At 51.3% G+C, this 26,353-nt stretch carries 18 protein-coding genes; 6 read left to right on the top strand and 12 right to left on the bottom strand.

From position 1 onward, the window contains the following. Nucleotides 1-215 precede the first annotated feature (215 nt). From H7U12_RS04750 to H7U12_RS04735, 4 genes are all read left to right on the top strand, one after another. Nucleotides 216-2,840 carry an alpha-L-rhamnosidase-related protein gene (locus H7U12_RS04750; RefSeq protein ID WP_255897515.1) on the top strand — a complete coding sequence of 875 codons (2,625 nt, stop codon included), beginning with the start codon at nucleotides 216-218 and terminating at the stop codon, nucleotides 2,838-2,840. Nucleotides 2,841-3,204: 364 nt separating this feature from the next. Continuing rightward, nucleotides 3,205-5,556, top strand: coding sequence for a glycoside hydrolase family 31 protein (locus tag H7U12_RS04745; protein WP_241749125.1), 2,352 nt, complete (start codon nucleotides 3,205-3,207; stop codon nucleotides 5,554-5,556). 153 nt (nucleotides 5,557-5,709) lie between these two features. Next, nucleotides 5,710-8,193 (top strand): T9SS type A sorting domain-containing protein, encoded by a 2,484-nt coding sequence (locus H7U12_RS04740; RefSeq protein ID WP_186633727.1) that lies wholly within the window; start codon nucleotides 5,710-5,712, stop codon nucleotides 8,191-8,193. 190 nt (nucleotides 8,194-8,383) lie between these two features. Then, a complete protein-coding gene (locus tag H7U12_RS04735; protein WP_377164452.1) occupies nucleotides 8,384-10,543 on the top strand; it encodes a glycoside hydrolase family 97 protein in 2,160 nt (719 codons plus the stop codon). Between the two features lie 480 nt (nucleotides 10,544-11,023). Here the strand turns inward: H7U12_RS04735 and traN are convergent, their stop codons facing one another. The 12 genes from traN to H7U12_RS04675 all read right to left on the bottom strand — a co-directional run bounded on the left by traN (nucleotide 11,024) and on the right by H7U12_RS04675 (nucleotide 22,064). Further along, complete coding sequence (gene traN, locus H7U12_RS04730; protein WP_186633721.1) at nucleotides 11,024-11,953, bottom strand: conjugative transposon protein TraN; 930 nt, start codon at nucleotides 11,951-11,953, stop codon at nucleotides 11,024-11,026. A 24-nt stretch (nucleotides 11,954-11,977) separates the two neighbouring features. Next, on the bottom strand, nucleotides 11,978-13,252 hold the full coding sequence (traM, locus tag H7U12_RS04725) for a conjugative transposon protein TraM (protein WP_186633718.1): 1,275 nt from the start codon (nucleotides 13,250-13,252) through the stop codon (nucleotides 11,978-11,980). 442 nt (nucleotides 13,253-13,694) lie between these two features. After that, a complete protein-coding gene (traK, locus tag H7U12_RS04720) occupies nucleotides 13,695-14,318 on the bottom strand; it encodes a conjugative transposon protein TraK (RefSeq protein WP_186633715.1) in 624 nt (207 codons plus the stop codon). A 14-nt stretch (nucleotides 14,319-14,332) separates the two neighbouring features. Beyond that, nucleotides 14,333-15,373, bottom strand: coding sequence for a conjugative transposon protein TraJ (gene traJ, locus H7U12_RS04715; RefSeq protein WP_186633712.1), 1,041 nt, complete (start codon nucleotides 15,371-15,373; stop codon nucleotides 14,333-14,335). Nucleotides 15,374-15,392: 19 nt separating this feature from the next. Then, the gene (locus H7U12_RS04710) at nucleotides 15,393-16,007 is read right to left on the bottom strand and encodes a hypothetical protein (protein ID WP_186633709.1); all 615 of its coding nucleotides are present in this window, start codon (nucleotides 16,005-16,007) and stop codon (nucleotides 15,393-15,395) included. A gap of 40 nt (nucleotides 16,008-16,047) precedes the next feature. Next, complete coding sequence (locus H7U12_RS04705; RefSeq protein WP_186633706.1) at nucleotides 16,048-16,482, bottom strand: hypothetical protein; 435 nt, start codon at nucleotides 16,480-16,482, stop codon at nucleotides 16,048-16,050. A gap of 32 nt (nucleotides 16,483-16,514) precedes the next feature. After that, a complete protein-coding gene (locus tag H7U12_RS04700; protein ID WP_186633703.1) occupies nucleotides 16,515-19,007 on the bottom strand; it encodes a TraG family conjugative transposon ATPase in 2,493 nt (830 codons plus the stop codon). Nucleotides 19,008-19,010: 3 nt separating this feature from the next. Then, nucleotides 19,011-19,334, bottom strand: a complete 324-nt coding sequence (locus H7U12_RS04695) for a DUF4133 domain-containing protein (protein WP_186633700.1) — start codon at nucleotides 19,332-19,334, stop codon at nucleotides 19,011-19,013. Nucleotides 19,335-19,346: 12 nt separating this feature from the next. Next, a complete protein-coding gene (locus tag H7U12_RS04690) occupies nucleotides 19,347-19,664 on the bottom strand; it encodes a DUF4134 domain-containing protein (RefSeq protein WP_181308359.1) in 318 nt (105 codons plus the stop codon). Between the two features lie 34 nt (nucleotides 19,665-19,698). After that, nucleotides 19,699-20,484, bottom strand: coding sequence for a hypothetical protein (locus H7U12_RS04685; RefSeq protein ID WP_186633698.1), 786 nt, complete (start codon nucleotides 20,482-20,484; stop codon nucleotides 19,699-19,701). A gap of 322 nt (nucleotides 20,485-20,806) precedes the next feature. Continuing rightward, complete coding sequence (locus tag H7U12_RS04680) at nucleotides 20,807-21,244, bottom strand: DUF3408 domain-containing protein (protein ID WP_186633696.1); 438 nt, start codon at nucleotides 21,242-21,244, stop codon at nucleotides 20,807-20,809. A gap of 76 nt (nucleotides 21,245-21,320) precedes the next feature. Further along, nucleotides 21,321-22,064 carry a ParA family protein gene (locus tag H7U12_RS04675; protein ID WP_186633693.1) on the bottom strand — a complete coding sequence of 248 codons (744 nt, stop codon included), beginning with the start codon at nucleotides 22,062-22,064 and terminating at the stop codon, nucleotides 21,321-21,323. Between the two features lie 1,308 nt (nucleotides 22,065-23,372). On the opposite strand from H7U12_RS04675, the gene H7U12_RS04670 reads away from it, so the two are divergent. Together H7U12_RS04670 and H7U12_RS04665 are read left to right on the top strand one after the other, a co-directional pair. After that, complete coding sequence (locus H7U12_RS04670) at nucleotides 23,373-23,813, top strand: plasmid mobilization protein (RefSeq protein ID WP_186633690.1); 441 nt, start codon at nucleotides 23,373-23,375, stop codon at nucleotides 23,811-23,813. Beyond that, nucleotides 23,798-26,239, top strand: coding sequence for a relaxase/mobilization nuclease domain-containing protein (locus tag H7U12_RS04665; RefSeq protein ID WP_186633687.1), 2,442 nt, complete (start codon nucleotides 23,798-23,800; stop codon nucleotides 26,237-26,239). Before H7U12_RS04670 ends, H7U12_RS04665 begins: the two co-directional genes overlap by 16 nt. Nucleotides 26,240-26,353: the final 114 nt, after the last annotated feature.

Here is a 26,353-nt window from a genome sequence, read left to right as displayed (position 1 = left end):
TATCAGTCCATCTGAACGCTTAAAATGAAGTGATGAGTCCGGCGTGGCTTATCACCCGGGGCCACTTGTGCCTAAATAATCTCTTCCAAAAGTTTTACCTGCTAACCGCCATGAGCAACAAACCTGTACAATTAAGCCTAGCGCTGTCTCTCCTTTTATTTTGTGCATGCCAAACACAAAAAGGAAACAGTCCTGTTGCAACTGCAACGCCGGTTGTGCAAGAGCAGCCCATTTACCAATCAGAACAGTACACCATTTACCCTAACCGGGTTGTTCAGGGCCAGTTTGAGGCGAAAGTACTTTCCCCTACAGAACTAGTTTCCAATTACAAGAGCATGGCCAAGGAGTTCCTAAGCCCTGAGCTGAAATTCAAGTTTAGCATCAATGGCAAGGACAATGAGATGCTGTCTGGCAGGGACCATTCCTTTGCCTGTATCTCAGAAAATGGTGGCTGTGAAACACCTTTGATCGTCTTCGGAACGCAGAATACCATCGGCTCCAAAATCCCGGCCAATACTTACCTGGCCCCCAATACCAAACTGAAAATCCGACTGGACATGCGCCCTGTTTTAGAGGCGTTTTCCAAAAAAGGCTTCTATACAGCTTTCAACGGCGACAAAATTTACAAAGAAGACTTCAAGGGTGTTTTTGTGGCCGGGGGAACGGCTCCCCTGACCTGGGACTTTGACAACCTGCACAATTACAAGAACCTGGAACTGAAAGATGCAGACAAAGACGGCATCTATGAACTGGATTTGGTTTTGAACCCATCTAAGGATGAAACCATCACTGCCTCTACCTGGAAGATGACCCACAATACCTCCGCTTTTCCACAGTACAGATCAGACTATCCTGTCTTGGATGCCTTGTACAACCAAGCCCTAGAAGAGATGATCAATGCCGTGGAGCCAGACAGCACGTTCAGAACCGGGAAAGAATGGGCGGGTGTCTGGACACGTGACATTAGCTACAGTATTATTCTTTCTATGGCGGCCCTACAGCCCAAGGTTGCCCAGTACAGCCTTATGCGTAAGGTGAAAAACGGGCGTATTATCCAAGACACTGGTACAGGCGGCGCGTATCCAGCATCTTCAGACCGCATTGTTTGGGCCGTAGCCGCTTGGGAACTGTACAAAGTGACCGGTGACCAAGCGTGGCTTCAGGAATCGTATCAAATCATCAAAAACACTATGGAAGATGATTTGAAGAACGTGTATGACCCTAAAACGGGCTTGTTCCGGGGCGAGTCCTCTTTCCTAGATTGGAGGGAGCAGACATACCCTGAGTGGATGCAGCCCGTGGACATTTACGCTTCGGAGAACTTGGGTACTAACGCGGTTTTCTACCAAGCCAATAAAATTCTGGCAGAAATGGCGGGTTTGCTGCAAGATGCCCCGACTGCGGCCAGATACCAGGGGATTGCCCATAAAGTGAAGCAGGGTATCAATGACTACCTCTGGATGCCCGAAAAAGGCTACTACGGACAATATCTTTACGGAAGAAACTACCTGACCCTTTCCCCCAAAGCAGAAGCACTAGGAGAGGCCTTGAGCGTGCTGTTTGACATCGCAGATAAAGGTAAACAGAAACAGATTGTGGCCAATACCCCGGTGACTCCGTTTGGGATCACCAACATCTATCCGCAGATTCCTAACATTCCGCCGTACCACAATAACGCCACCTGGCCCTTTGTGCAGTCATACTGGTCCTTGGCGGCCGCAAAAGCTGGGAACGAGGCTGCTTTGGTGGAGAGTATGAGTGCCATTTACCGTCCCGCCGCCTTATGGCTCACCAACAAAGAAAACTTTGTGGCCACCAACGGGGACTACGCTGGCACCCAGATTAATTCCAGCAACATGCTCTGGAGTCTGGCCGGGAACCTGAGCATGACCTATAAAGTCCTCTTTGGGATGGAGTACCGCGCCAATAGCCTGGTATTTAATCCCGTGGTGCCGCAGGCCTTCGGCGGTAAGCGTCAGCTTACCAACTTCAAATACCGCAATGCCGTGCTGGACATTGAAATGGACGGCTACGGTGACCAAATCCAATCCATTACCATAGACAATCAGCCGTTGCCCAACTCAGAGATTTCGGGTAATCTGACAGGGCTACACAAAGTGAAGATAGTATTAGCCAACAAACCTTTCGGGGAAGGCAAAGTGAATCGGGTGGCCGTTGAGTTTGCCCCGGCTGCTCCTTCCGTAACCTTCGCAAACGCCACGCTTTCCTGGAATGCCGCAGAGGGTGTGAAACGATATCTGGTACTTAAGAATGGTCAGCGGATGGAAGAAACAGACAAGACCCTGTTCAAAGTAAATCCCAATGAATATGCCGAGTACCAGGTGGTTGCTGTAGACACCAAAGGGCATGAGTCCTTCGCGACAGAGCCAATTACGGTAGTGCCAAACGGGAAGCAAATCATTCATGAAGCAGAGACCAGCCTAGCCAAGGCTACCCAAGCATATAAAGGTTTCTCAGGAAAGGGGTTTGTGGAAATCAGCAAGACGAAGAACACGGCCCCAGTATTTACGGTGTCGGTGCCGGAAAGCGGCGTCTATGCCATTGACTTCCGGTACGCCAACGGTGAAGGTCCTATCAATACCTCAAACAAATGTGCCATCCGCACCCTGAAGCAAGGCAATAGCCTCCTAGGCACTATCGTGTTGCCGCAAAGGGGAACAGACGAATGGTCAGACTGGGGCTTTACCAATGCAGTGCAGGTAAAACTGGAGAAAGGCAGCCATGAACTGACCCTAGCCTTAGATCCTGCCAACGAGAACATGAACGGAGAGGTAAACCGCGCCATGTTAGACTATATGCGCCTGATTAAGATACAATAGAGAGCATGGGAGGTTCTGACGAGGCCGCAGAACTCTTCCTTGTCCATTTCTGATCTTCCGGTTCTACAATTCACCATTCCATGGCGCAGTATGCCATCACTGGCATGAGTTATCATCACTCAGATTGTACTACTGCAAAAACTGATTTGCGCCTCCTTTCGGAAACTAACCTGAAAACACATTTTGCCAACTGAGTTTCTATACCACTATGAGATACTATTTTATTTTTCTTCAATTTCTCCTTCTAAGCAGTCTTGCTTTTGCCCGGCAAACAGCACCTACAGCCCTAAGTCCTGGTAAGGTCACCTCTTATAAAATCACCGGCAACCAAGTAGTGTTTACCGCACAAAAAAACCAAAAAGTCATGCTGGAGCTATGCAGCAGGGGCGTGGTAAAGGTGTGGTATGAACCTACCGGCGTTTTTCAACGGAACAATGCATCTTTTGCGGTGATCAATGAAAAGCTAGAGGACGTGGGCACCGTGCAGGTGAATGAACAAGCGACAGTGTACGAGATCTTCACTGATTTTCTGCGTATCCGGGTCAATAAAGACCCGTTTCAACTCCAGATTTTTGATAAATACCAGAAACTGCTGCTCAGCGATTTCAAAGACCGAGGGCTGGTAAAAGAAGGTGACCGGCTGGTGGCATACAAATCATTGAAGGCTGATGAACAGTTTTTTGGCCTAGGGGAGAAATCGGGTCCGTTGAACAAGCGTGGATTGACGTACAAAATGTGGAACAGTGACCAACCATGCTATAGCCCCACTCAGGACCCACTCTACAAAAGCATTCCGTTTTTCATAAGCAGTTACAAATATGGGATCTTCTTTGACAACACCCACAAGACAGAATTCAAGCTTGGCAGCGAGTCAAATGACTACTTTTCCTTTGAGGCACCCGGAGGCGAGATGCTGTATTACTTCATCTTCGGCAATAACTATAAGCAAATCATTGAGGGCTATACCCAATTGACAGGCAAGCCTATTATGCCGCCTAAGTGGGCGTTTGGGTTCTCGCAGAGCCGGGGTCTTATGACCCGCGAAGACATGACACGTGACATAGCCAAAGAATATCGCGCCCGCAAAATTCCCATCGACATAATGTACCAGGACATAGGCTGGACCAAGAACCTGCAGGATTTTGAGTGGGGACGCGGTTACCAGAATCCGAAACAGATGGTGAAAGACTTGGCCGCTGATGGTTTCAAGATGATTGTCTCCCAAGATCCGGTGATTTCCCAGGCAAACAAGAAGCAATGGCGCGAGGCTGATTCTTTGGGTTATTTCGCCACCGATATCCGCACCGGGAAATCCTATGACATGCCTTGGCCGTGGGGTGGTAACTGCGGCGTGGTGGATTTCACCAAACCCGGCGTGGCCGATTGGTGGGGTACCTACCAGCAAAAACCGGTGGCCGACGGGGTGAAAGGTTTCTGGACGGACATGGGTGAACCTGCTTGGACCAATGAAGATGCCGTGGATCGCCTCTACATGAAACACCATCTAGGCATGCACGAGGAAATCCACAACGTGTACGGCCTCACTTGGGACAAAGTAGTGAAAGAACAATTTGAAAAGCATAACCCCAATCAACGGGTTTTCCAGATGACACGGGCCGCCTACGCCGGGTTGCAGCGGTACACTTTTGGTTGGTCCGGTGACTCCGGTAACGGCAGTGATGTGTTGGAAGGATGGGGGCAATTAGCGAACCAGATTCCCATGAGTTTATCGGCGGGCATGGGCCTAATTCCGTTCTGGGCCTGTGACATTTCGGGGTATTGCGGCGACATCAAAGACTATCCTGCAATGGCAGAGTTTTACACTCGTTGGATGCAGTTTGGCGTGTTTAATCCTCTGAGCCGTGCGCATCATGAGGGTAACGTTGCCGTAGAGCCTTGGCTGTTTGGTCCAGACGCGGAACGTAGATCTAAGGAAGCCATTGAGTTAAAGTATAAGCTATTTCCTTACATCTACACCTATGGACGTGAGGCACATGATACCGGTGTTCCGCTCATGCGGGCTCTACTTCTGGAGTTCCCCAATGATGTGGAAACGTTCAAAGCCGATGCCCAATTCATGTTTGGGAAAGAACTCTTGGTAGCCCCGGTAGTGGAGAAGGGCGCCGTGACAAAGAAAGTGTACCTGCCAGAGGGGCAATGGATAGATTTCAAGGATGGGAAAACCGTTTACAACGGCTCTCAATGGATCATCTATGATGCCCCCTTGGACATAACCCCGGTCTTCGCGAAAAAAGGCTCCATTATCCCTATGATGCCCCTGATGCAGTACCTGCATGAGAAACCCACTTACCCCATCATTTTAGAGGTGTTTCCGGCAAACGAGGGCCAAACTGCTTCTTTTGAACTATATGAAGACGACGGCGAAACCAACAATTACCTGAAAAACATCTACGCGAAAACCAAAATTACCAGCACCACCGGTAAACAGGACTGGAGCGTGCGCGTGAACGAACGCGAAGAGAAAGGTTATACCCTTACTGGTACCCGGAATCTGGTGATCAAGCTGCACACAAGCCAAGAGCCTAAGTCGGTTATCCTTGGCACTACTAAAGTAAAAAAAGGCAAGTTGAAGTCCCTTCAGGAGGGCATGGAGAATGACTTCAAAGCTGCCTGGACCTGGGACAAAGAAAATGGTATCTGCTTCATCAAACTACAGGATACGGGTAAATCCCAGGAGATCAAAATCAGCAAATAGGATAAGGCAACTGCTCAACAATCATTTCTTCACCTACTAGCCAACCAGAACATGCATGAGAATAAACTTTACTTGAAGAATCTTTGGAAAAAGGGCGCAGGCTTTGTGTTTGCCCTCATGTTTCAGTTGCTATCTATTGATGCAGTTGGTCAGATGCCTTCTAATCCACACAAAGGTCCTTTATACTGGAGCGTGTATGAGCACCATATTGTAAAAGAGCAGAACGGGGTGAAGGAAAATTACATCCCTGAATCTGTATTGATGGCCAATGTGGATTGGGTGGATGCCAACCTGAAAAGCTTGGGTTACAACATGATCTGTATGGATGGCTGGGGTGATGTAACACAGCTAAATGAGAACGGGTACCGGAAATCGCACTCCAGTAAATGGGAGCATGACTTTGCCTGGTGGTCTACCCACTTGCAGGGGCGTGGCATGACCTTGGGAATGTATGGCAACCCGCTGTGGGTCCACGTAGCCGATAATGACCAGACTACCAAAATAAAAGGAACTAACATTCTGGTTTCCAGCCTGAAGAATTCCTCTGAAAACGCCTATTTTCCTTGGGTGCAGGTAGATCGGCCAGGCGCTGAAGAATACGTGAAAGGGTACATCCAATACTACGCAGATTTGGGCATCAAATACTTTCGAGTAGATTTTCTCTCCTGGTACGAAACCGGCCAAGACCGTTACTTGGGCAGAGTGGGTCCTAGTCGGCCGCGCGAGCATTACCTGACCGCCCTTAAATGGATGAAAGAAGCCGCTGATGCCAATGGCATGTTCCTTAGTTTGGTAATGCCCCACTTAACCAATGAAGCTGAAGCAGAGGTGCAATACGGCCACATGTTCCGGATCAACGAAGATACCGGCGAGGGCAAATGGTGGAAATGGAGTGATAACGCTCGGGGCGAGAAGCGCGTGGGCTGGTCAGTGTACGCCAATGCCATGGACGGACTTACCTACTGGTCTTATCTGGCGGGCCGCAACAAGGTTATTCTAGACCCCGATTTCCTTAGGATTAACACTTTCTCAGGCAACGATGAAAAGAAAAGCGTGATTTCCGCCAGCATTATCTCTGGAGGAGCCGTAACGGTTTCTGACCAATACAATACCATTGGCCCAGACCTTTGGTTGTACCAGAACAAAGAATTACTGGCCCTTAGGCAGGACGGGTTTGTAGGCAAGCCGCTCACCAATGATCCAACCCAGGAGAACAGCCAAATTTGGACCGGCCAACTATCTAACGGAGACTGGATCATTGGCCTGTTTAACCGCGAGACCAGCAGCAAGACTAGGAGCATCAACTTCAGCACACTGGGCATTACTGGCAGTGCTCAGGTTAGGGATTTATGGAGCCACTCCAACTTAGGTGGTATGACTTCCTACTCTACCAGCGTTCCGGCCCATGGCTGCGTAATCCTGAAAGTAGTTCCAGGTACCACGGTACCTCAGGATGAAGCCAGTGTCCATGTGGCCTCTTTGGTCACTGGCACGCAGGCGACCACCGGAAGCGTCATGAAAGGAACCGCTATGGTAATCATTCAAGACAAAGAAGGCAATCCGGTGAACGAGGCTCCCGTTTCCGTGTCGTTTTCTGGATCTTTCACTGAAACTGTGACTGGAACTACTAATGCCCAAGGGACAGTGGTCTTGACTACCAATGCAACTGCTACGGGTGTTCTGAAAGTGAATGCCTGCGTAACCAACGTAAGCCATCCCTCGGCTGTTTATGACGGAGGCATGAATGCCGTTAATTGCAGGGGAGAATACATGTTCGTAGCCGGTACTTTCAGCAGTTGGAATCTTACCTTAAATCCAATGCAGTGGAACAATGGGCAATGGGAAGTGCGCAACCTGCAATTAACTGCGGGGGAGCATGAACTAAAGTTTGCCAACACCAACAACTGGTCAGGCAACGACTGGGGCAATGCAACCGGCCTCACCGGAACAGCTTCTCTCACAACTGGTGGGGCTCCCAACATCAAATTTACCATTGCTAAAGCCGGCCTGTATACTATTTCTTTCAATGAGCAGACCTTGGCATACGCTATCAAAGGCCAACATCAAGAGAAAATGTTTGTGGGCGGCACCTTCAACAATTGGACTTTGGGCAACACTCCAATGATTCTGGAGGACGATGTTTGGAAAGCCAGCGCCGTGCAGATATCAGCCGGTAACCATGAACTCAAATTCGCCAATACGGACAACTGGTCCGGAGATGATTGGGCAGATGCAAGTGGTTTGACCGGCACCGCCAAACTTAGTACTGGTGGCAAGCCAAACTTAACCTTCAGTGTTGCACAGAGCGGTCAGTTTGATATTTCATTCAATGATCTTACCCTGGCCTATTCCATTTCTCCAAAAGTACTAACCTCCATTAGGGAGAACCTGAGCACTGAAACTGACTTGAGGGTGTACCCGAACCCTGTTCAAGACAGGCTGTTCATTAGAGTACCCAAAAGGACAGGAGAAATACAGATTTTAACTATGCTTGGGAAATCAGTATCGACCTTAAGCTTGAACGGGAAGGAAGAACTATCAGTAGACACTTCAATTTTGCCAAACGGTATTTACCTAATCCGTTTTTCCGGAAAAGGCAATGTGCAATTGACTAGGAAAGTTATGGTGGTAAAATAGAAAATTTTTATTGGATTAGGACCATAAAAAAGGGGACCTAATAATTACATCTTTAAAACCAAACGGCCTGTTTCTATTCTTGTTTTCAGAAAAAAACCTGAAAACAAGCAGTGGATCTGTTTGCCATAGAATCAAAATACCAATCAATTTTTTTTGGAACATGCGTAGATTTTCTTTAGTAACACTCCTTATGCTTTGTTTCTTGGGCTTAGCCAATGCCCAAGACCTGAAATCCCCCAACGGCAAGTTCACTATGACGTTTGCCCTACTGGGTAATGGTTCCCCCACTTATACCCTTACATACAAAGGCAAGCAAGTCATCAAGCCCAGCAAACTAGGTTTTGAGCTGATAACCAAAGGTGCGGCAGCCTCGGGGGGCTCCGATGCCAACATGGACCAGAAGGCCGTGAATCTCCAATCTTCGCTGCACAACAATTTCACACTGGTAAGCAACCAGACTACCAATTTTGATGAGACTTGGGCACCCGTGTGGGGCGAAGTGAAGACCATCCGGAACCACTACAACGAGCTCGCCGTGACGCTCAACCAGAAAGGCACTGACCGGCAAATGCTGGTGCGCTTCCGGTTATTTGATGACGGTCTGGGATTCCGCTATGAGTTTCCTACCCAGAAGAACCTGACCTATTTCGTGATCAAGGAAGAGAGAACGCAGTTCGGCATGGCCGGTGACCATACCGCCTTCTGGATTCCCGGCGACTATGACACGCAGGAATATGACTACACCACCTCCAAGCTCTCTGAGATTAGGGGCATCATGGCCAAGGCCGTGACGAGTAACCTGTCGCAGACCACTTTCTCGCCCACCGGCGTGCAAACGTCCCTTTTGATGAAATCGGCAGACGGGCTGTACATTAACCTGCACGAGGCGGCCTTGATTGATTACCCGGTAATGCACCTGAACCTGGACGACAAGAACATGGTATTTGAGTCCTGGCTTACGCCTGATGCCGTTGGTGACAAAGGCTACATGCAGGTCCCACGTAGCACCCCTTGGCGCACAGTGATAGTGAGTGATGATGCCCGCGATATTCTGGCTTCCAAGATGACTTACAACCTGAATGAGCCCAGCAAGATCAAAGAAACGTCATGGATCAAGCCTACCAAATACGTGGGTGTCTGGTGGGAGATGATCACCGGCAAGAGCACCTGGTCTTACACCAATGATTACCCATCGGTACAATTGGGCATCAGTGATTACACCAAAGCCAAACCCAACGGGACCCACGGTGCCAACACTGCCAACGTGAAGAAATACATTGACTTTGCAGCCAAGCACGGCTTTGACGCAGTACTGGTGGAAGGCTGGAACATAGGCTGGGAAGACTGGTTCGGGAACTCCAAAGACTATGTGTTCGATTTCGTGACACCGTACCCGGACTTTGACGTGAAGGGCATTGCTACATATGCTAAGTCGAAAGGCGTAAAGATGATCATGCACCACGAGACTTCTTCCTCGGTGCGCAACTATGAGCGCCACATGGACAAAGCCTACCAGTTCATGAAAGACAACGGCTACGATGCGGTTAAAAGCGGGTACGTGGGCAACATCCTGCCGCGAGGAGAGAACCACTATAGCCAATGGATTGTGAACCATTACCAGCACGCCATTGAGAAAGCCGCCGATTACCAGATCATGGTGAACGCCCACGAGGCAGTGCGCCCCACCGGTATTGCACGAACGTATCCAAACCTGATTGGTAATGAATCTGCTCGTGGTACCGAGTATCAGTCTTTCGGGGGCTCCAAACCCAACCACGTAGCGGTTCTTCCTTTCACTCGCCTCATTGGCGGTCCGATGGACTATACTCCTGGCATCTTCGAGATGGATCTGAGCAAGCTGAACCCCGGCAACAACTCGCACGTGAACAGCACCATCGCCAACCAATTGGCTTTGTACCTGACCATGTACAGCCCGCTGCAGATGGCCGCCGATTTGCCCGAGAACTATGACCGTTTCCTGGATGCGTTCCAGTTCATAAAAGACGTAGCCGTTGATTGGGATGACAGCAAGTACCTGGAGGCCGAACCGGGCGAGTACATCACGGTAGCCCGCAAGGCCAAAGGCACCGGCCAATGGTTTCTGGGCAGCGTGGGCGGAAACAATGCCCGTACGTCTAACATCAAACTGGATTTCCTGGACAAAGGCAAAAAATACGTGGCCACCATCTACGCCGATGCCAAAAATGCCCACTACAAAACCAATCCGCAGGCGTACACCATCCGGAAAGTGAACGTGACCAGCAAATCCAAACTGTCGCAGTTTGTAGCACCGGGCGGAGGATACGCCATCAGTTTTGTGGAGGTTGATAAACCTAAGCCAAATAGATAAGAAGAGACAAAAGTCCTTGGAGCACATTACTACACAATAAACTATGCCCTTAAATTTGAGATAATGTAGGGAGTACTACGCTAACCAAACAACATCTCTGGTTATAACTACTAAGCCCAAAGATTAAGCTGATCTTAATTTACTTAATCCTGTCTGATATAACCCCATTACAAAAGAGGCGAGGACTATCGAATATTTAAATATGTCCGATATGTGTCTGGAATAAAACAAAAATCCCGTAAATCTTTAATTTACAGGGTTTTTGTTTTAATGTGAGTGGAGATGCAGGGATTGCTCCCGAAGCCGAATGAACTTTGCCTATATTTTCCTTCGCTTCCTCCACCAGAGCATGCCTGAAGGCAAAGTGCGAGTCCTCAAAGGAATCGGTCCCAAACTCTTATGATCCTGACTTGCAGACATACCCAATTTTTCCACCGCATTTATCGAGCTGACCCATTTTTGTAGGGGCATCAACTGATGTTACTCCCTTTTGTTGAAGTTGACGGGCGAAGCCTTGACGATTTCCCGGTTGCCCACTTCCATGGTCATCACGCGGCCCCCGTTCTTCTCGTACATCTCCACGACCAGCATCTTTTTATCCGGGATGGTGAATTTCTCCAGGCAATACACCCGCTTCAGCTCGGATCGGCCCACGATGGTGTTTTGCCCTTCGGGATAGACAAAGATCGGTGTTACCTCTGTTTCCTGAACCGCCGTCCGCTTGCGCTGCTTTCTGTCCCGGACGTAAAATTTGATGAAATCAATGTCATAGTTGATGTTGCTTTTGTTTTTGGCGGTGATGGGGAAGAACATGACGTTGTTCTTGATATAAATCCCGTCCACCCCAAAGTTGATCTTGTTTTTATTCATGCCAATCCCGGAAATATAATCGCTTCGCTGCGCTATTTCATGGCTATAGTACGCCAGCTCCGCCTCGTTCATGAGGGCCGATTCAAACGAGACGGGTGCCGTGTTCAGGGAGGCTGTCAGATAGATGGCCGGGGCTACTTTCCCTTGTGCCTGGACAGCTGGGCCGGTGGTGCCGGTATTGTCTCCCCCTTCAATCTGATAGGTAAGGGAGGCCGGTTCCTCCTGGTAACGCACGTGAAAGGAGTAGAATCGGCCATCCTTGGTGATGACCGAGAGGTTGGTCTCTGGGAAGCCCTTGGTATTGGCTTTCACCCGCAGGACGTTCTCCACCCCGGAGAACTTGTCGGCAATCACCGAGCCGGAGCCCAGGTCCACGCTGTGCACCCCGCTGGGGAAAATCAGGTTGACCGTTTTGGCGTAAGATACTCCCAAGGAGAATGATTTCAGCAGCTGGGTATCCTTGAAAGGCTGCCGGTTCTGGGCCAGCGCCGATACGCCCGCCAAAAGGAATATACCAAGGGAAAAGAGATGCTTTTTCATCGATGCTAAGGTTTAACATTTGAATTAGAAATTCTCGGGGATCAGGTATACCCGGTAATTGGCCTTTACGTGGACCCTCTCCAGCCTCGCCTTTTTGGAGGCTAAGGCCTTCACTCCGTTTATCCCGCCCTGCGCAGCTTGCATGGCTACCTGCTCGCCTACCCCCTGCGCCATCGTTACGTTATAGCTGCCGCTGGAGGCCATAGAGCCCATCGCCTGCTTGCCCGCTTCCCGGTCCAGGGAACCAGGGATGGAGACCCCGGGCAGGCCGTCGTTGTCGTATACCTTCATGGCTACCGGCAGAATATCCTTGCCGTGCCGGATGTTCTCCACCGTAATATCCAGGCGCTCATTCTTGACCGAGGCGACCCCGTAGACAAAGGTGTTTTTGGGAATAAGCGTCCCCTCCAGCTTGATATCGTTCAACAGGCGCAGTTTCACCGTGGCGCCGGATACCAAGGTCTGGTCACTGTGGATCACGGCGCTGATGGTATTGCCGTCCCTCTGGCCGCTGTTTCCGCCCAGCGAGTAAAAGGAATTGCCCTGCTGCCTGTTGGGTTGCCCCTCCCCTCCCCTTCCCTGGGGCAGGCTGCTGGCCACTTTGGGTTGGTGCCCAGCCACCTCCACCAGCTTCCTTTTCGGTTTCCGTACGACCGTGTCCTGCCTGGCCCGTACGGGCTTCTCCCCGGTGAAGGGACCGCTGGCCAGGGTGCGTTGGAGGTACTGCAGGTACTGGTTGTTTCGGAGTTCTCTATCCACGTCTACCGGGTTTGGGTTTCCGTTTTGTTCTTTTTCCATCAGTTCCAACAACCGGTTCATCTTCGCCTCCGAAAGGGAGGAAGTATTGGCTGGGGTTCGGTAAAAGTCGTTTACCTTGCCGGTCAGGTGTTCGTACTCCCGGCGGTCATAGCTGGGAGTTGACCGGGGAGCAGAGCGAGGCGCGGGGGAATAGGCCAGCCCACTGGCTTCCGGAGCTACGGCACCGGTATCCAACCCAGGGGAAGCTGAAACCGGGCTCACATGGTACTCATCGAGGGAACGCATCCTTTCCGCATCCGCCTCCTGTTTTTCTTTCTGCTGGTAGGCCGTCAGTTTGTCACTGATGGCGGTTTTAAAGGTGGCTTTCGGGACTTCCGTATTCAGCCCGCTGGCCTGCAGCGTCGCCTTGGCTGCCGGGGTGCCACCGCCGAAAAGGAAAAAGATGATCCCCAGAAACGGGACTACGAACACCGGCAGCACCACCGCCATTTTTCGCTTGTGCAGGAATTCCGGAGAGTGCTGAATTGAGGAGGTATCCATACGTCGGGTTATTAAAGGTAAGATGTATATCACGTGCCTTGGGCATCTAATAGAAAGGCGGTCACTTGGATTCTGCCGGACACAGAAACCCTCCGTCAACGCAGGTCCAGGCAACTCCTGATCTATTGCCCGGGAAATCTTCGGATGTACCAGCCAAAGACTCCTTGTTTCTCTTACTTAATGGAATCCGGCGGTGGGGCCTGGTGTTTGACAAGGGGGCGTTTGAGGGGGGGCACCCCGAATCCTATACTGCCAAACCCAGCCAAGCCGGAGACCAAGCTGTATAGGAAGAAGCCCCCGAAAGAAAAGACAAACAGGAAAAAGTAAACCTTCTTCCGTCGGAGCGTCAAGCCCCTTTCCTTTTGCTCCAGGTAGCCGACCAGGGATCCTTGGAGGGTCTTCCATTGGGATTTCACCCAATCCAAAGGGGTACTTTGCATAGCTACCGGGCTGTCACCTGTAAATCCCGGTTCTCCAAGACGCGCCATTTCTCCATCAGAAAACCGTGCGGGTTATCGTCACTCCGGGAAACATCGCGCAACTGGCATTGGGAGACCAGGGAGCGCTTGGTCTCGGAGGTGGACCGGATAATGGTCTGGGTGGCATAGCAGCGGGCCGTATAGGGATATTCGTTGAAATCCGTCAGCACGCTATCGATTCTGATTTCCTGGCTCACGTTCCCCGCGATCAGGCTGGAGAAGTACCCGGCCTCCTTCAGGTTGGCGTATTCATCCTGGGCGGACTCATCACACAGGTACAGGGCCTGGTTGATGGTGTACTCGATGGCCTTTTGGTCGGGGGCCAACGTGAAGAAAAGTTCATGGAAGCGTTTGACGTGATCCCGGGCCTCCACCGGCCGGTTTTGCTTCATATCCTGGGAGATGGCCAACATCAGGGATTTGCCATTGTCCAGGACGTATATTTTCTCCCGGGACTTCTTGGCGAAGCTGAAAGACATGTACACGACATAGGCCGATAGGCAAAAGGTCAGGCCGATGAAGATGAGGAGGAACAGCCTCATCTGTTTGAAGCTGGTCTCCAGGTTGGATAGACTCTTAAATTGCATATTTTTCCCTTCCCTTAAAGTTTTTGGTACCCGGCCATGACCTGACTGGGGGCATTCGCAAGATTCTTGGCGGCCGTCACACTTCGTCCGGCAATAGCCCCGGCCCCGGCTCCGGCCGCAGATCCGGCACTTCCCACCACGCTGGAGGAGGCATGGGTGATACTGGTCATAAACCGTCCGCCGCCGCAGGATTGCACAATCCACCCCGCCACCGTCGGAACGCAGGTATACCCGAAAATCCCAATCAGCAGAAAGACCAAGTACGCCGTGTTGGTGGCATCAAAATCACCGCCGCTCTTCAGGTCCGCAATATCTTTCTGCAGCATGAGTACATTGATTTTGGAGATAATAGCCCCGAAGATATTAGCGACCGGTAGCCAGAGGAATACATTGATGTACCGGGCTATCCAGTTGGTCAGGGTGCCGTGGAAACCGTCGAAAACCGCCAAACCGAAAGAGATCGGGCCGATGATCGCCATCACGATCAGGAAAAAAGTCCGGATGGTATCCAGCACCAGGCTTGCCGCTTCGTACAGCACAATGAGGACTTCTTTAAACCATTCCCTTACGTTCGTTTGTAGCTGGTACATAGCCCGTTCTGTATACATTCCGGTCATCCCACCTACATCAATAGGGTTTAATTCCTCTAATTTCTTTTCAAATTCTGCATCATCGACCATCCAGCCTTTCCCCTCCTTTTTCATGCCTGCTTCCTCCAGTTTGGTTAACTGTTCCTGGAATTCCCGTACCTGAACATTCTGGGTGTCTACCAAGGCGTCCGTGGCCATGGCCACAGGATTCATAATGCCATTCAAAGCCCCGATGACCAACGGGAAAAGCATGATGCACCAGCCGATGACGAAGGGCCGAAGCAAAGGGTAAAAATCAATCGGCTCGTTGTTGGCCATGTGGCGCCACACCCGGTTGGCAATGTAGAAGATCGCCCCTAAACCGGCGATACCCCGGGCCACCCCGATCAGGGAACCGCACAGCGGCAACATCTCCTCATAGAGCTGCCGGAGGATCTCGTGTAGGCTTACCCATTCGTTGTTCATACCGATATCCTTTTCTTCGTTACTGTGCTAAGCCATATAAGCGCAGCACTCCTTCGGTATTGTTTTTCTTTTTCGCGCGCAGGTAGGAGAGGGAGATGTTCTTGTTGGTGTAATACTGGACCAGCGCCTTGTGCTGCCGTACCTTCTCGAAGGTCGTGCTGATCATGTCCAGCCGTTCCTTGTCGGTCAAACTCAGGCTGCTCGCCTTCGCCCCTAAGTTCAGGTCGTCCACCAGGCGGGAGCTTTCCGCCAAAAGTTTGCCGTATCCATCGGTGATGTAGGCAACCTCCGCCGGGGAGAAGTTTTTGTCCATCCGGAAACGGCTGATGTTCGTACCGTACAGATCCACGATCTCCGCGGTGAGTTGCAGGGTTTCGTAGATTTTCTGGTACTCCGCCACGGTCGTGCTCACCCTTTTCAGGCCATCGTACCACTCTTTCCCCTGGTTGTAGATCTTGGAGGTTTCCTTGAACGTCCGGACCAGTTCGTGCTTCTGCTGAATCTGTTCCGTGATGTTCGTGATCTGTTGCAGGGCCCGTTGGGAGAAAGCCGTCGGATCGGCCACCACAAACTGCGCGGAGGCGGTGAAATTTAAAAGTGCCCAAAACGCCCCCATGAAAATTACCTTTTTCATACTTCTTCCATTCTAAATTTTTCCTCTATGAATTACGTTGTCATTTTTCCGACACCCGGCGGTATTTGCCACCACTGCCAAACACAATCATATCTTCATTTTCGATGTACATGATGTCCATGGGCATCCCTACATTCATCCGAATGATGTTGTTTTCTTCATCCCAAACCCCAGGTACCGTTTTTTTACCTTGTTGAATCAGGAAGTTTCCCCCGTTGCGTGTTATTATGGTATGATCTCTTCCCTCACTTTGTACCGATTTCCATTCACCAATAAATTTATCAGCATCATCAGTTGCCATCGGTAATTTCTGGTTTGGGCCAGAGGAACCTTCGTTGTTTGGCTCTGAGCTAGTATCAGCGGTAGGGTCTGTCGTCGTACCCACTGTTTCGGGTTGGGAGGAACAGGCGGCCAGCAGAGAGAGGGCCATTCCTACGACATATCGTTTGGCTTTTTGCAATTGGGGCTTTTTCATGGGTCCAGAAGTTAAGTTATACAGGTAGTTACTTAACTGGCTCGGGCGAGGTTCGCCATTTCCGTGATCGCTGCCTCCATGTTCCCTTTCCGCTCCGCCAATTCCAGCAGTTTTACTTTTTCGGTTTCCTCGGTTGTGTAGGTAAAATATTCCTCCTGGGAAACCTCCGTCGCATACACGGCGCTCTTGACCCCTCCCAGCCCGATCCACACCTCTTTGTACCGGCGGCGGGGGTTGTTGTCCAGGTTGATGGACAGCACCTGTTCTTTTTCCTTCTCGGACAGGCCCAGCAGGTTCTGGATCTGGTCGAACTTGTTGAGGTACTTGCGCTGGTCGAGCAGGATCTTACAATCCGAGTTGTTGATGATGGTGTCTTTCACGATGGGGGAATGGATGATGTCGTCCACCTCCTGGGTCACGACCACGGCCTCCCCGAAGAACTTACGGACGGTCTTGAAGAGGTACTTGATGTATTCGGCCATCCCTTCCTTGGCGATCGCTTTCCAGGCCTCCTCAATCAGGATCATTTTCCGGATCCCCTTCAGGCGGCGCATCTTGTTGATAAAGGTCTCCATGATGATCAGGGTCACCACCGGGAACAAAATCTTATGGTCTTTGATGTTATCCAGCTCAAAGACGATGAACCGCTTATTCAAGAGGTCCAACTCCTTCTCCGAGTTGAGTAGGTAGTCATATTCCCCTCCTTCGTAATAGGGGGCCAGAACATTGATGAAGTTGTCGAGGTCAAAGTCTTTTTCCCTTACCTTCTTCTCCTCCAAAATCTTGCGGTAGGCACCGTTCACAAACTCATAGAACGTGTTGAAGCCGGGCTTGATCTCCGTTCTTTCCCGCAGGGCCACCAGGTAGTAGTTCACCGCGTTGGACAGGGCAACCTCCTCGGCCCGGGTAGGAATATCGGTGTCTTTTTTCCAGAGGGTCAGGATCAAGGTTTTGATGCTTTCCTTCTTTTCGATGTCGAACAGCCCGTCCTCGGTATAGAATGGGTTGAAGCTGATGGGGTTCTCCTCGGTGTAGGTCAGGTACACGCCATCCTGTCCCTTCGTTTGCCGGTTGACCAGGTGGCACAGCCCTAAATAGGAGTTCCCGGTGTCGACCAGCAGCACATGGGTCCCCTGTTCATAGTATTGCTTCACCATGTGGTTGGTGAAGAAGGATTTACCGGAGCCCGAGGGGCCCAGGATGAACTTGTTCCGGTTCGTGGTGTAGCCTTTTTTCATCGGCTCATCGGAGATGTCCACCAGAAGGGGCTTACCGCTCATGCGGTCCACCATTTTCAGCCCAAACGGGCTGCTGGAGGAAACGTAGTTGGTCTCGTGGTTGAGAAAGCAGCAGGCTTGCTCCAGGAACGTGTAAAACGTTTCCTCACTGGGGCAATCGGAGGCATTCCCGGGAATTCCCGCCCAGAACAGGGAAGGCAAGTCCTTGGTGTTCAGGCGGGGCTTGCAGTCCATGGCCGCAATCCCGGCCGAGGTCAGGTTGCGGTACTCTTTCAGCTGTTCGGGGTCTTCCGACCACAACAGCACGTTGAAGTGCGCCCGGACCGAGGTTTGGTTGAAGCTGAGGGCCTCGTTTAGATACTGGTCGTACCACTCTTTGTTGACGGCGTTCTCCCGGCTATACAAGGCCAGGGAATTCAGGTTGCGGGCCTTGCGCTCGAATTCCCGCAGGTTCTCGGCGTGGTCGTCGAGGAAGAGGTATTGGTTGTAGAGATGGTTGCAGGACAGCAGCAAGCCCACCGGGGAGGCAAACCCCAGGTGGCAGCTGCTCTTATCGGTGCTAAGGCGCTCATACCGTTTCTCGGTACTGACCGCGCCGGGCAAATCATCCAGGTTGGAGAGGGTGAACAGGTTGAAATGGTTCGCCCCGATCTGTAGGCCCTGGGAGAAATCAAGGTCGGACAACAAAGGCTGGTTTTCCTGGCTCACGGCCAGGTATTTTTCGATGATCCCCGCTTTCCCCGCCGAGCCCAGGATCTCCGGCTCCGTCAGGCGGACCAGGCCCACCGCCCCGCTATCCGTCAGGATGCGCTGGAACTGGCTGACCGTTTCAAAAAAGGCAGTGAGGACCTGGGGCGAGTCTATCTCCTTCGGGATGAGCTTTCCCCGCACGAGGGAACCCCATAGGCTGTTTTTCCGGGCTTTCTCCGGGTAGGAAAGAGTCAGGAAAAGGTAGCAGTAATGGTGCAGGTAGGGGCGTTCGTTGAAATGGCGCTCAAAGGCCCGATCCAGGAAGCTTACATTCTCTTGGCCGAAATCCGGGCGGTACCTTTCCTCCACAAACCAATCCTGCTTGTGGACGATGGTGTAGTTCGGGAGGATCCGCAGGGCTTTGATCCACGATTGGTGCAGGCTTTCATATTCCGGTTGGGACAGGGTGAAAATCTCCTTCAGGTCCACCCGGAAGCATACCGTGATCTCCGCAAACTTGTTGATGATACAATCGTGCTCCACCTTGTACAAAGGCAGTTTCGATTCGAGGGTATCCGACTTGTATACAATGCCCATATCCTATCGCTTTTTCTTATACCGTAACACTCTTAAGAACTTCCCCTGGTTGATCAGGTAGTTCGGTCGTCGGCGGGCCGCGGCGTTTTTCATAAACCCATGCTCGCCGTACACCCGGTTCCATTTGAAGACAAAATGGAATAACAGGCTGGTCGCCCCGATGGCCACGGCCGTGCACCCGTAGAGGTTGACCCCGAGGATGTAGAGGATGGTGAAGGCCAGGAAGATGCCCAGCAGCCCGGCCGCGAAATACACCAGGTACTGCGCCTTCAACCCCTTGAATTCGACCGGCTTGTTAATCCCTTTGTTGATGTGGTAACTGGACAAGGGAACAGGGGCCTAAAGGAAAAACGACCGCAGCACCGTCGCGACGATCACCAGGAAGATGCAGCTGCCAAACCATCCCGCCGCCACTTTCTGGGTGTCGGGATCGCCGCTGTTCCATTTGGAGTATACCTTCACCCCCCCGATCAGGCCCAGCACCGCCCCTACCGCATACATCAGTTTCGTGGCCGGGTCAAAATAGCTGGTCACCTCCGCCGTGGCCGCCTCAATGCCGGCCGCGCCGTTCCCCTGGGCAAATACCTCCGGGGCGATCCCCACCAGGGTGACCACGGCCACGGCCCATCCTACCTGTCTTGTTGCTACTCGTTTCATGTTTCTAGAGATTTGAGGGTTAAAAAATGAAGGGTTACACTATCTTATTCATCAGCTTGGTCACGTCCACATCGGCAAAGGAATCCTTGATCACCTGTTCCCCTTTCACTGTCTCCTCTTCGGCTGCTTCGTGCCACCTGTCCCCGATCAGGGAATCCAGCTTTTCCCGAACCCGGGCATTGCCGGAAAGGAGGGATTGGAGGAGCAGGGTATCCTCGATCAATTCCAGGTTTTTGGACAGCTCCCCTTTTTCGCTGCCGGAAATATCCTCCTGCTGGAGAAGCTCTACGGTCCGGCTAAGCTCCTGCACGGAAATCCCACCCGTTTCCACTTCCGGGGAATCTGCCGCCTCGAAAGGGATAAATTGTTTTTCCAGGTCTACCTCCTCCCCGAAAAGCAGCTCTTCTTCCTCTGAAAGCCCCTCCCCTACCGGGTACTCTTCCTCTCGGTATTCATCCTCCAGGTACTCCTCTTCCTGGTATTCCTCTTCCTGGTATTCCTCTTCCTGGTATTCTTCTTCCTGATCCTGCCCTTCAAACCCTTCCGCTTCAAAGGCATTCCCTGCCTTCGTGTCCTCAAAGGTGCCCGGCGCAGAAACGTTGGACAGGCTATGGCCATAATCGGGCGTACTGCCTACCGCCGAGAATGTCGGAACCGGGGCATTGGCGGGGGCGGGAACCAGGCCGTCCGGTTTCCGCTTCTTCCCGAGCATCGCCAGCACCTCTGCCCGGTAATACACCGCCCCTACCCCGAGATAGTAGACGGTGACCGCGCCTAACACGAAAAAGCAGAATTGTCCCCAGGTAATGCTTTCAAACATAATCGTAACATTTTGGCCTGTAGGGCCGGGATAACGAACTCACTTCCGGCCGGTTCTTACGCCATGAAGTACTTGGAATAGTTTCGTGAACGTGCTGTCTGCCGCGGATCGTCAGGTTTCAGGTTAAGGATGATAGCTTTCGGTAAGTGTCGCCAATATATTTATAATATGAATACTTTAGAAGCTATACGGTAATTAATATTTATGGGATAAATATTTTTAACAATTTTTACATTTGTTCCCCGGTTTACAATTGGAAAAAAAAGAGGCTACCCGGGGGTTTCCCCCGTGGTAGCCTCTGCCTGGCAATGCCTAAGATAGGTTAGCTTCCCAGGTGTTTTGCGTATAGTTCCTTGATCTGGGCTTCGTGCCGCTCAAAGTGCTCCTCCAGGACATTCTCCAGGTAATCGGTGATGCCGATTTTCTTGTCCGTGAAGGCCAGGATCCTCCTTATTTTGTTGTGGTGGGCTTCCGAGATGTACGCCCGGGCGTCTTTGCGGCCCGGGGTGCCTTGCAGGAAACGCTCGTACTCCCAACCCTTCCCCTGGGATTTGGCGGTAGCGGTCGGTTTGGGTTCTTTCTTTCCTTTGCTTTCCCCCTCGGCTGGCTCCGGGGTGCTGGCCGGTGCCTCTCTCTTCTCTGGTTCCGGTATAGCCTTGTTTTCCAGCGGGGGTACCTCCTTCGGCGGTAAGGGCTCGGTGGCCGCTGGCTGCTGGGGAGCCGGTGACGGTTGCGGCGCTGCTTCTTTGTTTCTGTTCAAACCGCTTATGCTTCCAATCAGGAGACTTTCATCAAATGCTGGGCTCTTTCTGTTCTTTGCCATCTTGGTTATTATGTTATCTAGGGGAGACATTGATTTGCGCTAAGACTTCCTCAATCAACGGGACCATGTTGGTGTCTTTAATCAGGGCGGGTTGCATCGGGAAAATGGTCGACCTGAATTCAGGTTTCCTGAATTTCACGCTTTGGCCGATCACGGTTTCCAAGCAATGCAGGCCCGCCTCCCGGATAAGGGAGTTCGTCACCTCGTACAGGTGAGACTTTTCCGACTTGACGACATTGTTCCAGAAGAAGTGAAGGGACTTCAGATTGACGTTCGGTTTCCCGATCAGGTTATCATTCACCAGTAAGCCGAATTCGAGGCTGCTTTTGATCACGAGCTGATCCGCTATCAGAGGAATGAAAATGTGATCCAGTTGGCTGATGGTTTGGAGCACGCCGGGCGTGTTGATGGTACCCGGCAGATCCACGAACACAATATCGTACGGCTCCTCCCCTGCTTCCAATTCCAGAAAGATATCCATCTCTTTCACGGATTCGGCCGGGTTGGTGTTCGCAATCGGGTAAACCGGTCTGCCTAGGCCGGCAAAGGCTTCCTGGTAGGCTTCATGCCGCCGCACCATGTTGATCTCATCTTCCCTTAGCTTATGGATGTTCAGCTGGGGATAGTCCGCATCCAGGATGGCTACCTTCAATCCCAACACATTGTGGCAGTAGCTGGCCATCAAAATTTCCAGGGTAGATTTCCCTACCCCTCCCTTCTGGTTAAAAAATGAAATAAATTTCGTTTCTCTCGTCATTATTGTCTTTTGCTTTTCTACTTACTCAATCGTCTACTTACATATCTATTTAGACAAGTAAGTAGATGTTTGTTTACTTGGATGCTTGCTTGTTAGCGTGGCCTCTTATGTAATTCCTAATCGGCGTTGATTTTCCTCCTACTTAGTTGTGCAATTACTTAAGTACCCATATGCCTATTTACTTAGATGACCAACTATCTAACTACTTGTCTGCCTCTTTACTTTCCTACTTGCTTGTCTACTTATTGTCCTATCTAAATAATTACTTGTCTACTTACTTAATTATCTAGTTGTGTAAGTACTTATCTAAACATTTACTTATATAAATGGTTACTTATCTGTTTGTCTAAGTGGTTGCTTGCATGTCTTTATTCTTACTTATCAAAGCAAGCATAAAGATAAATATTTAAATACTTGGTTTGATGATTACTTATTTGTCTAATAATATACATAAGTAGTTGATTAGATGTTTGTCTACTTGTATATCTGAGTACTTGCTTAGTTAGTTATCAGTTTACTTGCTTGGTGACCTACTTGTTTCTTTATTTACTTATATAAGTACGTAAGTAAATGGGCATCTGTCTAGTTGTTTATCTAGGTATTTGGTTGCTTGTCTGCTTAAGTGGTTGTCTAAATAAATATTAGGAGAAGTGGGTGAGTAGATTGTGGGATATATGTATATCTGCTTACCTATCTAACCACTTGTTTCTCTTTATACTTATGTATCTTTTAACTTAAGTGCCAGATTACTTATTTGACTTTATGCTTAGTTAAATAAATACCAAAGTAAGTATGTACTTATCTGTCTACCTAAGCAAACGGTTTGCTATCGACATAGACGCCTGCTTAATTACCCTTTTACGTAATTCCCTAAATAGCTATCAATATATTTAGTTAAGCATCTATCTACTTATTTACTTATACGTCTATTTGTCTACTTACCCGTTTGGTTCCCCAAAGGTACAGATAAGTCTTTTGTTTCCCAATTGTTTACTTGCCCCCCTACCTAGATACCTACCCCTTTACCTATCTGTCTAACTACTTACTTCTATGGTTAGATAACCACTTAATTACTTACATCGCTATTTACTTAGGTCGCTTTCAGGCCCCTGTTGGAACAGTTTCCCCGCACGCTTTCTAGATTCTACTAAACCATCCTTTTGCAATTCCAGTATAAAGTGGTATGTTTTGCGTTAGCAAAAAGCAAGATATGTTTTTGTTCCACAAAAACTAAAATGGTTTCCCAGTGAGGTCGCTAATGCCAGGAGGAAAACCGCTTTGCCGCCGTCGTCATGAAAGAGCACGCCCATGGAAAATGAAGAGAAACCCGCCGAGAAAAAGAAGGGGAGGGGCGGGCGTAAGCCCAAGCCTGCGCAGGAACTAGCCTCCGAGGAAATCAAGTTCCGGGTCACCGAGAAGGATTACAAAAAACTGGACGACTGGTTCCGGCAATCCTCCTACCGGCATAAATCCGAGATGTACCATGACATCATGTTCCACCAGAAGCTCGCCCTGCGGGACAGCACGAACGTGCTGCTGGCCACGGAAATGCAGCACCTGGTCCGGGAGATCAAGGCCATCGGGACGAACTATAACCAGGTCGTCAAGAAGATAAACTCCCTGACCGACGGGAGGCCCGTCCCCCCTGAAGTGGCCAAGCTGGTGGAGTTGACCGCCCAACTGGGGAAGGCCCAAAACGAATTCCACACGATCCTACTTCAGCTTAGGGAAAAATGGTTGCAAGGATAATCAGAGGGAAAGACATCGTCGGTCTGATCAAGTACAATGAGAAGGAGCACTCCAGCGTCTTGTACGCGCAGTTGATCAATGACCTCAAGGATCCGGAGGAGCTGACGCTGCAGGACAAGATCCAGGGGCTGCAGGCCTATCTCCGGCTGAACCCGAAGATCGGGAAGCCGACCTTCCATGTTTCCCTGAACCCAGACCCGGAGGACAGACTCAGCGACGAGCAGCTGACGGAGATCGCCCGGGAGTACCTGGAGCGGATGAACTACGGCCAGCAACCCTACCTCATCTACAAGCACGAAGACATTGAACGGACCCATCTGCACCTCGTCTCGGTCAGCATCGGCCTGGACGGCAAAGCCATCCCCAGCAGCCAGGACCGTTACCGGTCGGAAGAGATCCGGAAAGACCTGGAGGCGAAATACGGGTTGGTGCCCGCCGGCGAGAAGATAAGCAAAGGGAAAAATGTCTTCGAGCCGATTGATGTGCCCGCCATCGAGTACGGCAAGACGGACACGAAAAGCGCCATTGCCTCCGTGGTGCGCTCCGCCGCCCGGGAGTATCGGTTTTCCTCCCTGGCGGAATACAAAGCCCTGCTGAACCAATACCACGTGACCGTGGAGGAGGTAACCGTCCCCAACGATCCAAGCAAGACGCTGGGATTGTTTTACGGGATCATAAACCCGGCAGGGGAGAGGGTAGGCAGCCGGATCAAAGCCAGCAGCATCGGGAAAGAGGTGGGCTGGCCCGCCCTGTCGGCCAAGTTCACCGTGGACGAGCGGAAGATTAGGGATAGCAACGTACGGGCAACCCTCTGCGGCAAGATAACCGCCGTTTTAACCGCATATCCTTACCTCACGTTGGCTCATTTCAAGGAAAGGCTACAGGAGCAGGGGATACAGGTGGTCTGCCGGGAGAGCAAAGAAAAGGGCCTGGCCGGCCTCACCTTTATCGACGCCCACACGAAGACCGTCCTGGATAGCCAAGCCCTGGGCTCCGCGTATTCCGCCGCTACTCTTGGCCAACGGTTTGCCGGGGCGACCCTAGCCCGTCCCGAACTTCAGAAGGCGAACCGGGAACTGGTGCGGATCTACCATAGCTACCGGAAAACAGACCAAAACTACTTCTTTGAAAGCAGCCTCATCAAAGCCTTGCCGCAGCTGACAGGGGCCCTTGCTTTGCAATTACAAAAACAGGTTCCCCAGCTGGAGGGGAAGCAGGCCGAGTTGGCCGTCCGCCATTTCATGGAATACCGGCAACGGCAATTGCCCCTGGTGCAGGAAAAGGAGAACGGGTATTTCCGGGCGAATACGCCGCCTCTGCTCCACTATGTCCAATCCAACGGGGAATTGCCCCTGCGCCAAAAACTAAGCTTCCTGTACGCCCTCCGCATTACATTTTCGCAGAGAGGGGAGGACCTGCTCATCCACTCCTCTAAAAGTCCCGCCGTGGGGTATACCGTGCCGAATACGACCCTTTCCCACCTGCTGGGCGTCCCGGTCCCCCCAGGGAAACTAACGGTGTCCGAAAGGGAGATCCCGGTGCTCCGTAAGATCGACCGGGAGATCCTTAAAATGATGAGCCAGGCTCCGGAAGAGCGGGAGTACGGTACTTTGCGGCTAGGGGAGCGGATCGGGGGGCTGGACCGTTCACCCCTCCTGCCTTTCCTGACCAACGCGGACCGGCATCTGCTGTTGAGCCATGCCAACCGGGAGTATGCCGCCGAAGTCTTCCAAGGCATGGACAAAGGAGGGGGCTACCCCCAGATCCTTTCCCATCTGCTGGAAAACGGGTTGCTCATCAAATCGATCACCGGAAGGGGAGGGGAGAGGAGGGGGTATCTGCTCGGGTACCATACCCTGCCGGAGAGCACCTTCGTGAAAGCGGGAACAATGTTAACCAACCTGCTGACCTCCCATGGATTCAGCCCGGAAACCGAGGCCAGTGTCAAGCGTCTCGTCTTCCGTGAATCGCAGAACGGGGGAGTCACCGTCTCCCCTAAGTACCGGGTGCTGGTCACCCTGAGCCAAGCCCTCCAACGGAATGACTTGAAAGCTACCCGTGACGTCCTACGTTTGATTCACAGGATAAATAAACCGCTGGCGGACCGAATAGAGCAACGCCTGGCGGAAACCCTGCCCCGAAGCCGGAAAGACCCCGGGGCGGAGAATCGGCAAGCCACCGATCTGATCCCCCTCATCCGAAAGGAAATCGCGGAATACCCGTCCGATACCTTGCGGGAACCCAGCCAGAATGCCGCCTTGATCCGCCTTTACCGGCCGGAATCAAGGCACGGGGCCCATTTGCTGGAGGGATTGGGGATTCTCTTCCGTGATTTCGCCGCCGCCGTCTTCGGGAACGAGCAAGGGGAGAAGGAGGAACACCGGCCGGAGCAGAAGCGGAAAAGGCGCCGCCGCCCGCGGTGGTAGACCCTTGGTGATTATTATTCATCCCATGAATAGGGCTTGCCCGTATACCCTCTGGAAGAATGGGGTCTTTTTCCCGCCTTTTCTCGTCGGGGTGGGGCCGTACATATAGTCGGA

Source organism: Rufibacter sediminis, assembly GCF_014269285.1.
In the GTDB taxonomy this organism is placed as follows: domain Bacteria; phylum Bacteroidota; class Bacteroidia; order Cytophagales; family Hymenobacteraceae; genus Nibribacter; species Nibribacter sediminis.
The sequence above is the reverse complement of the archived record's forward strand: the minus strand, read 5'-3'. Positions and strand labels throughout refer to the sequence as shown.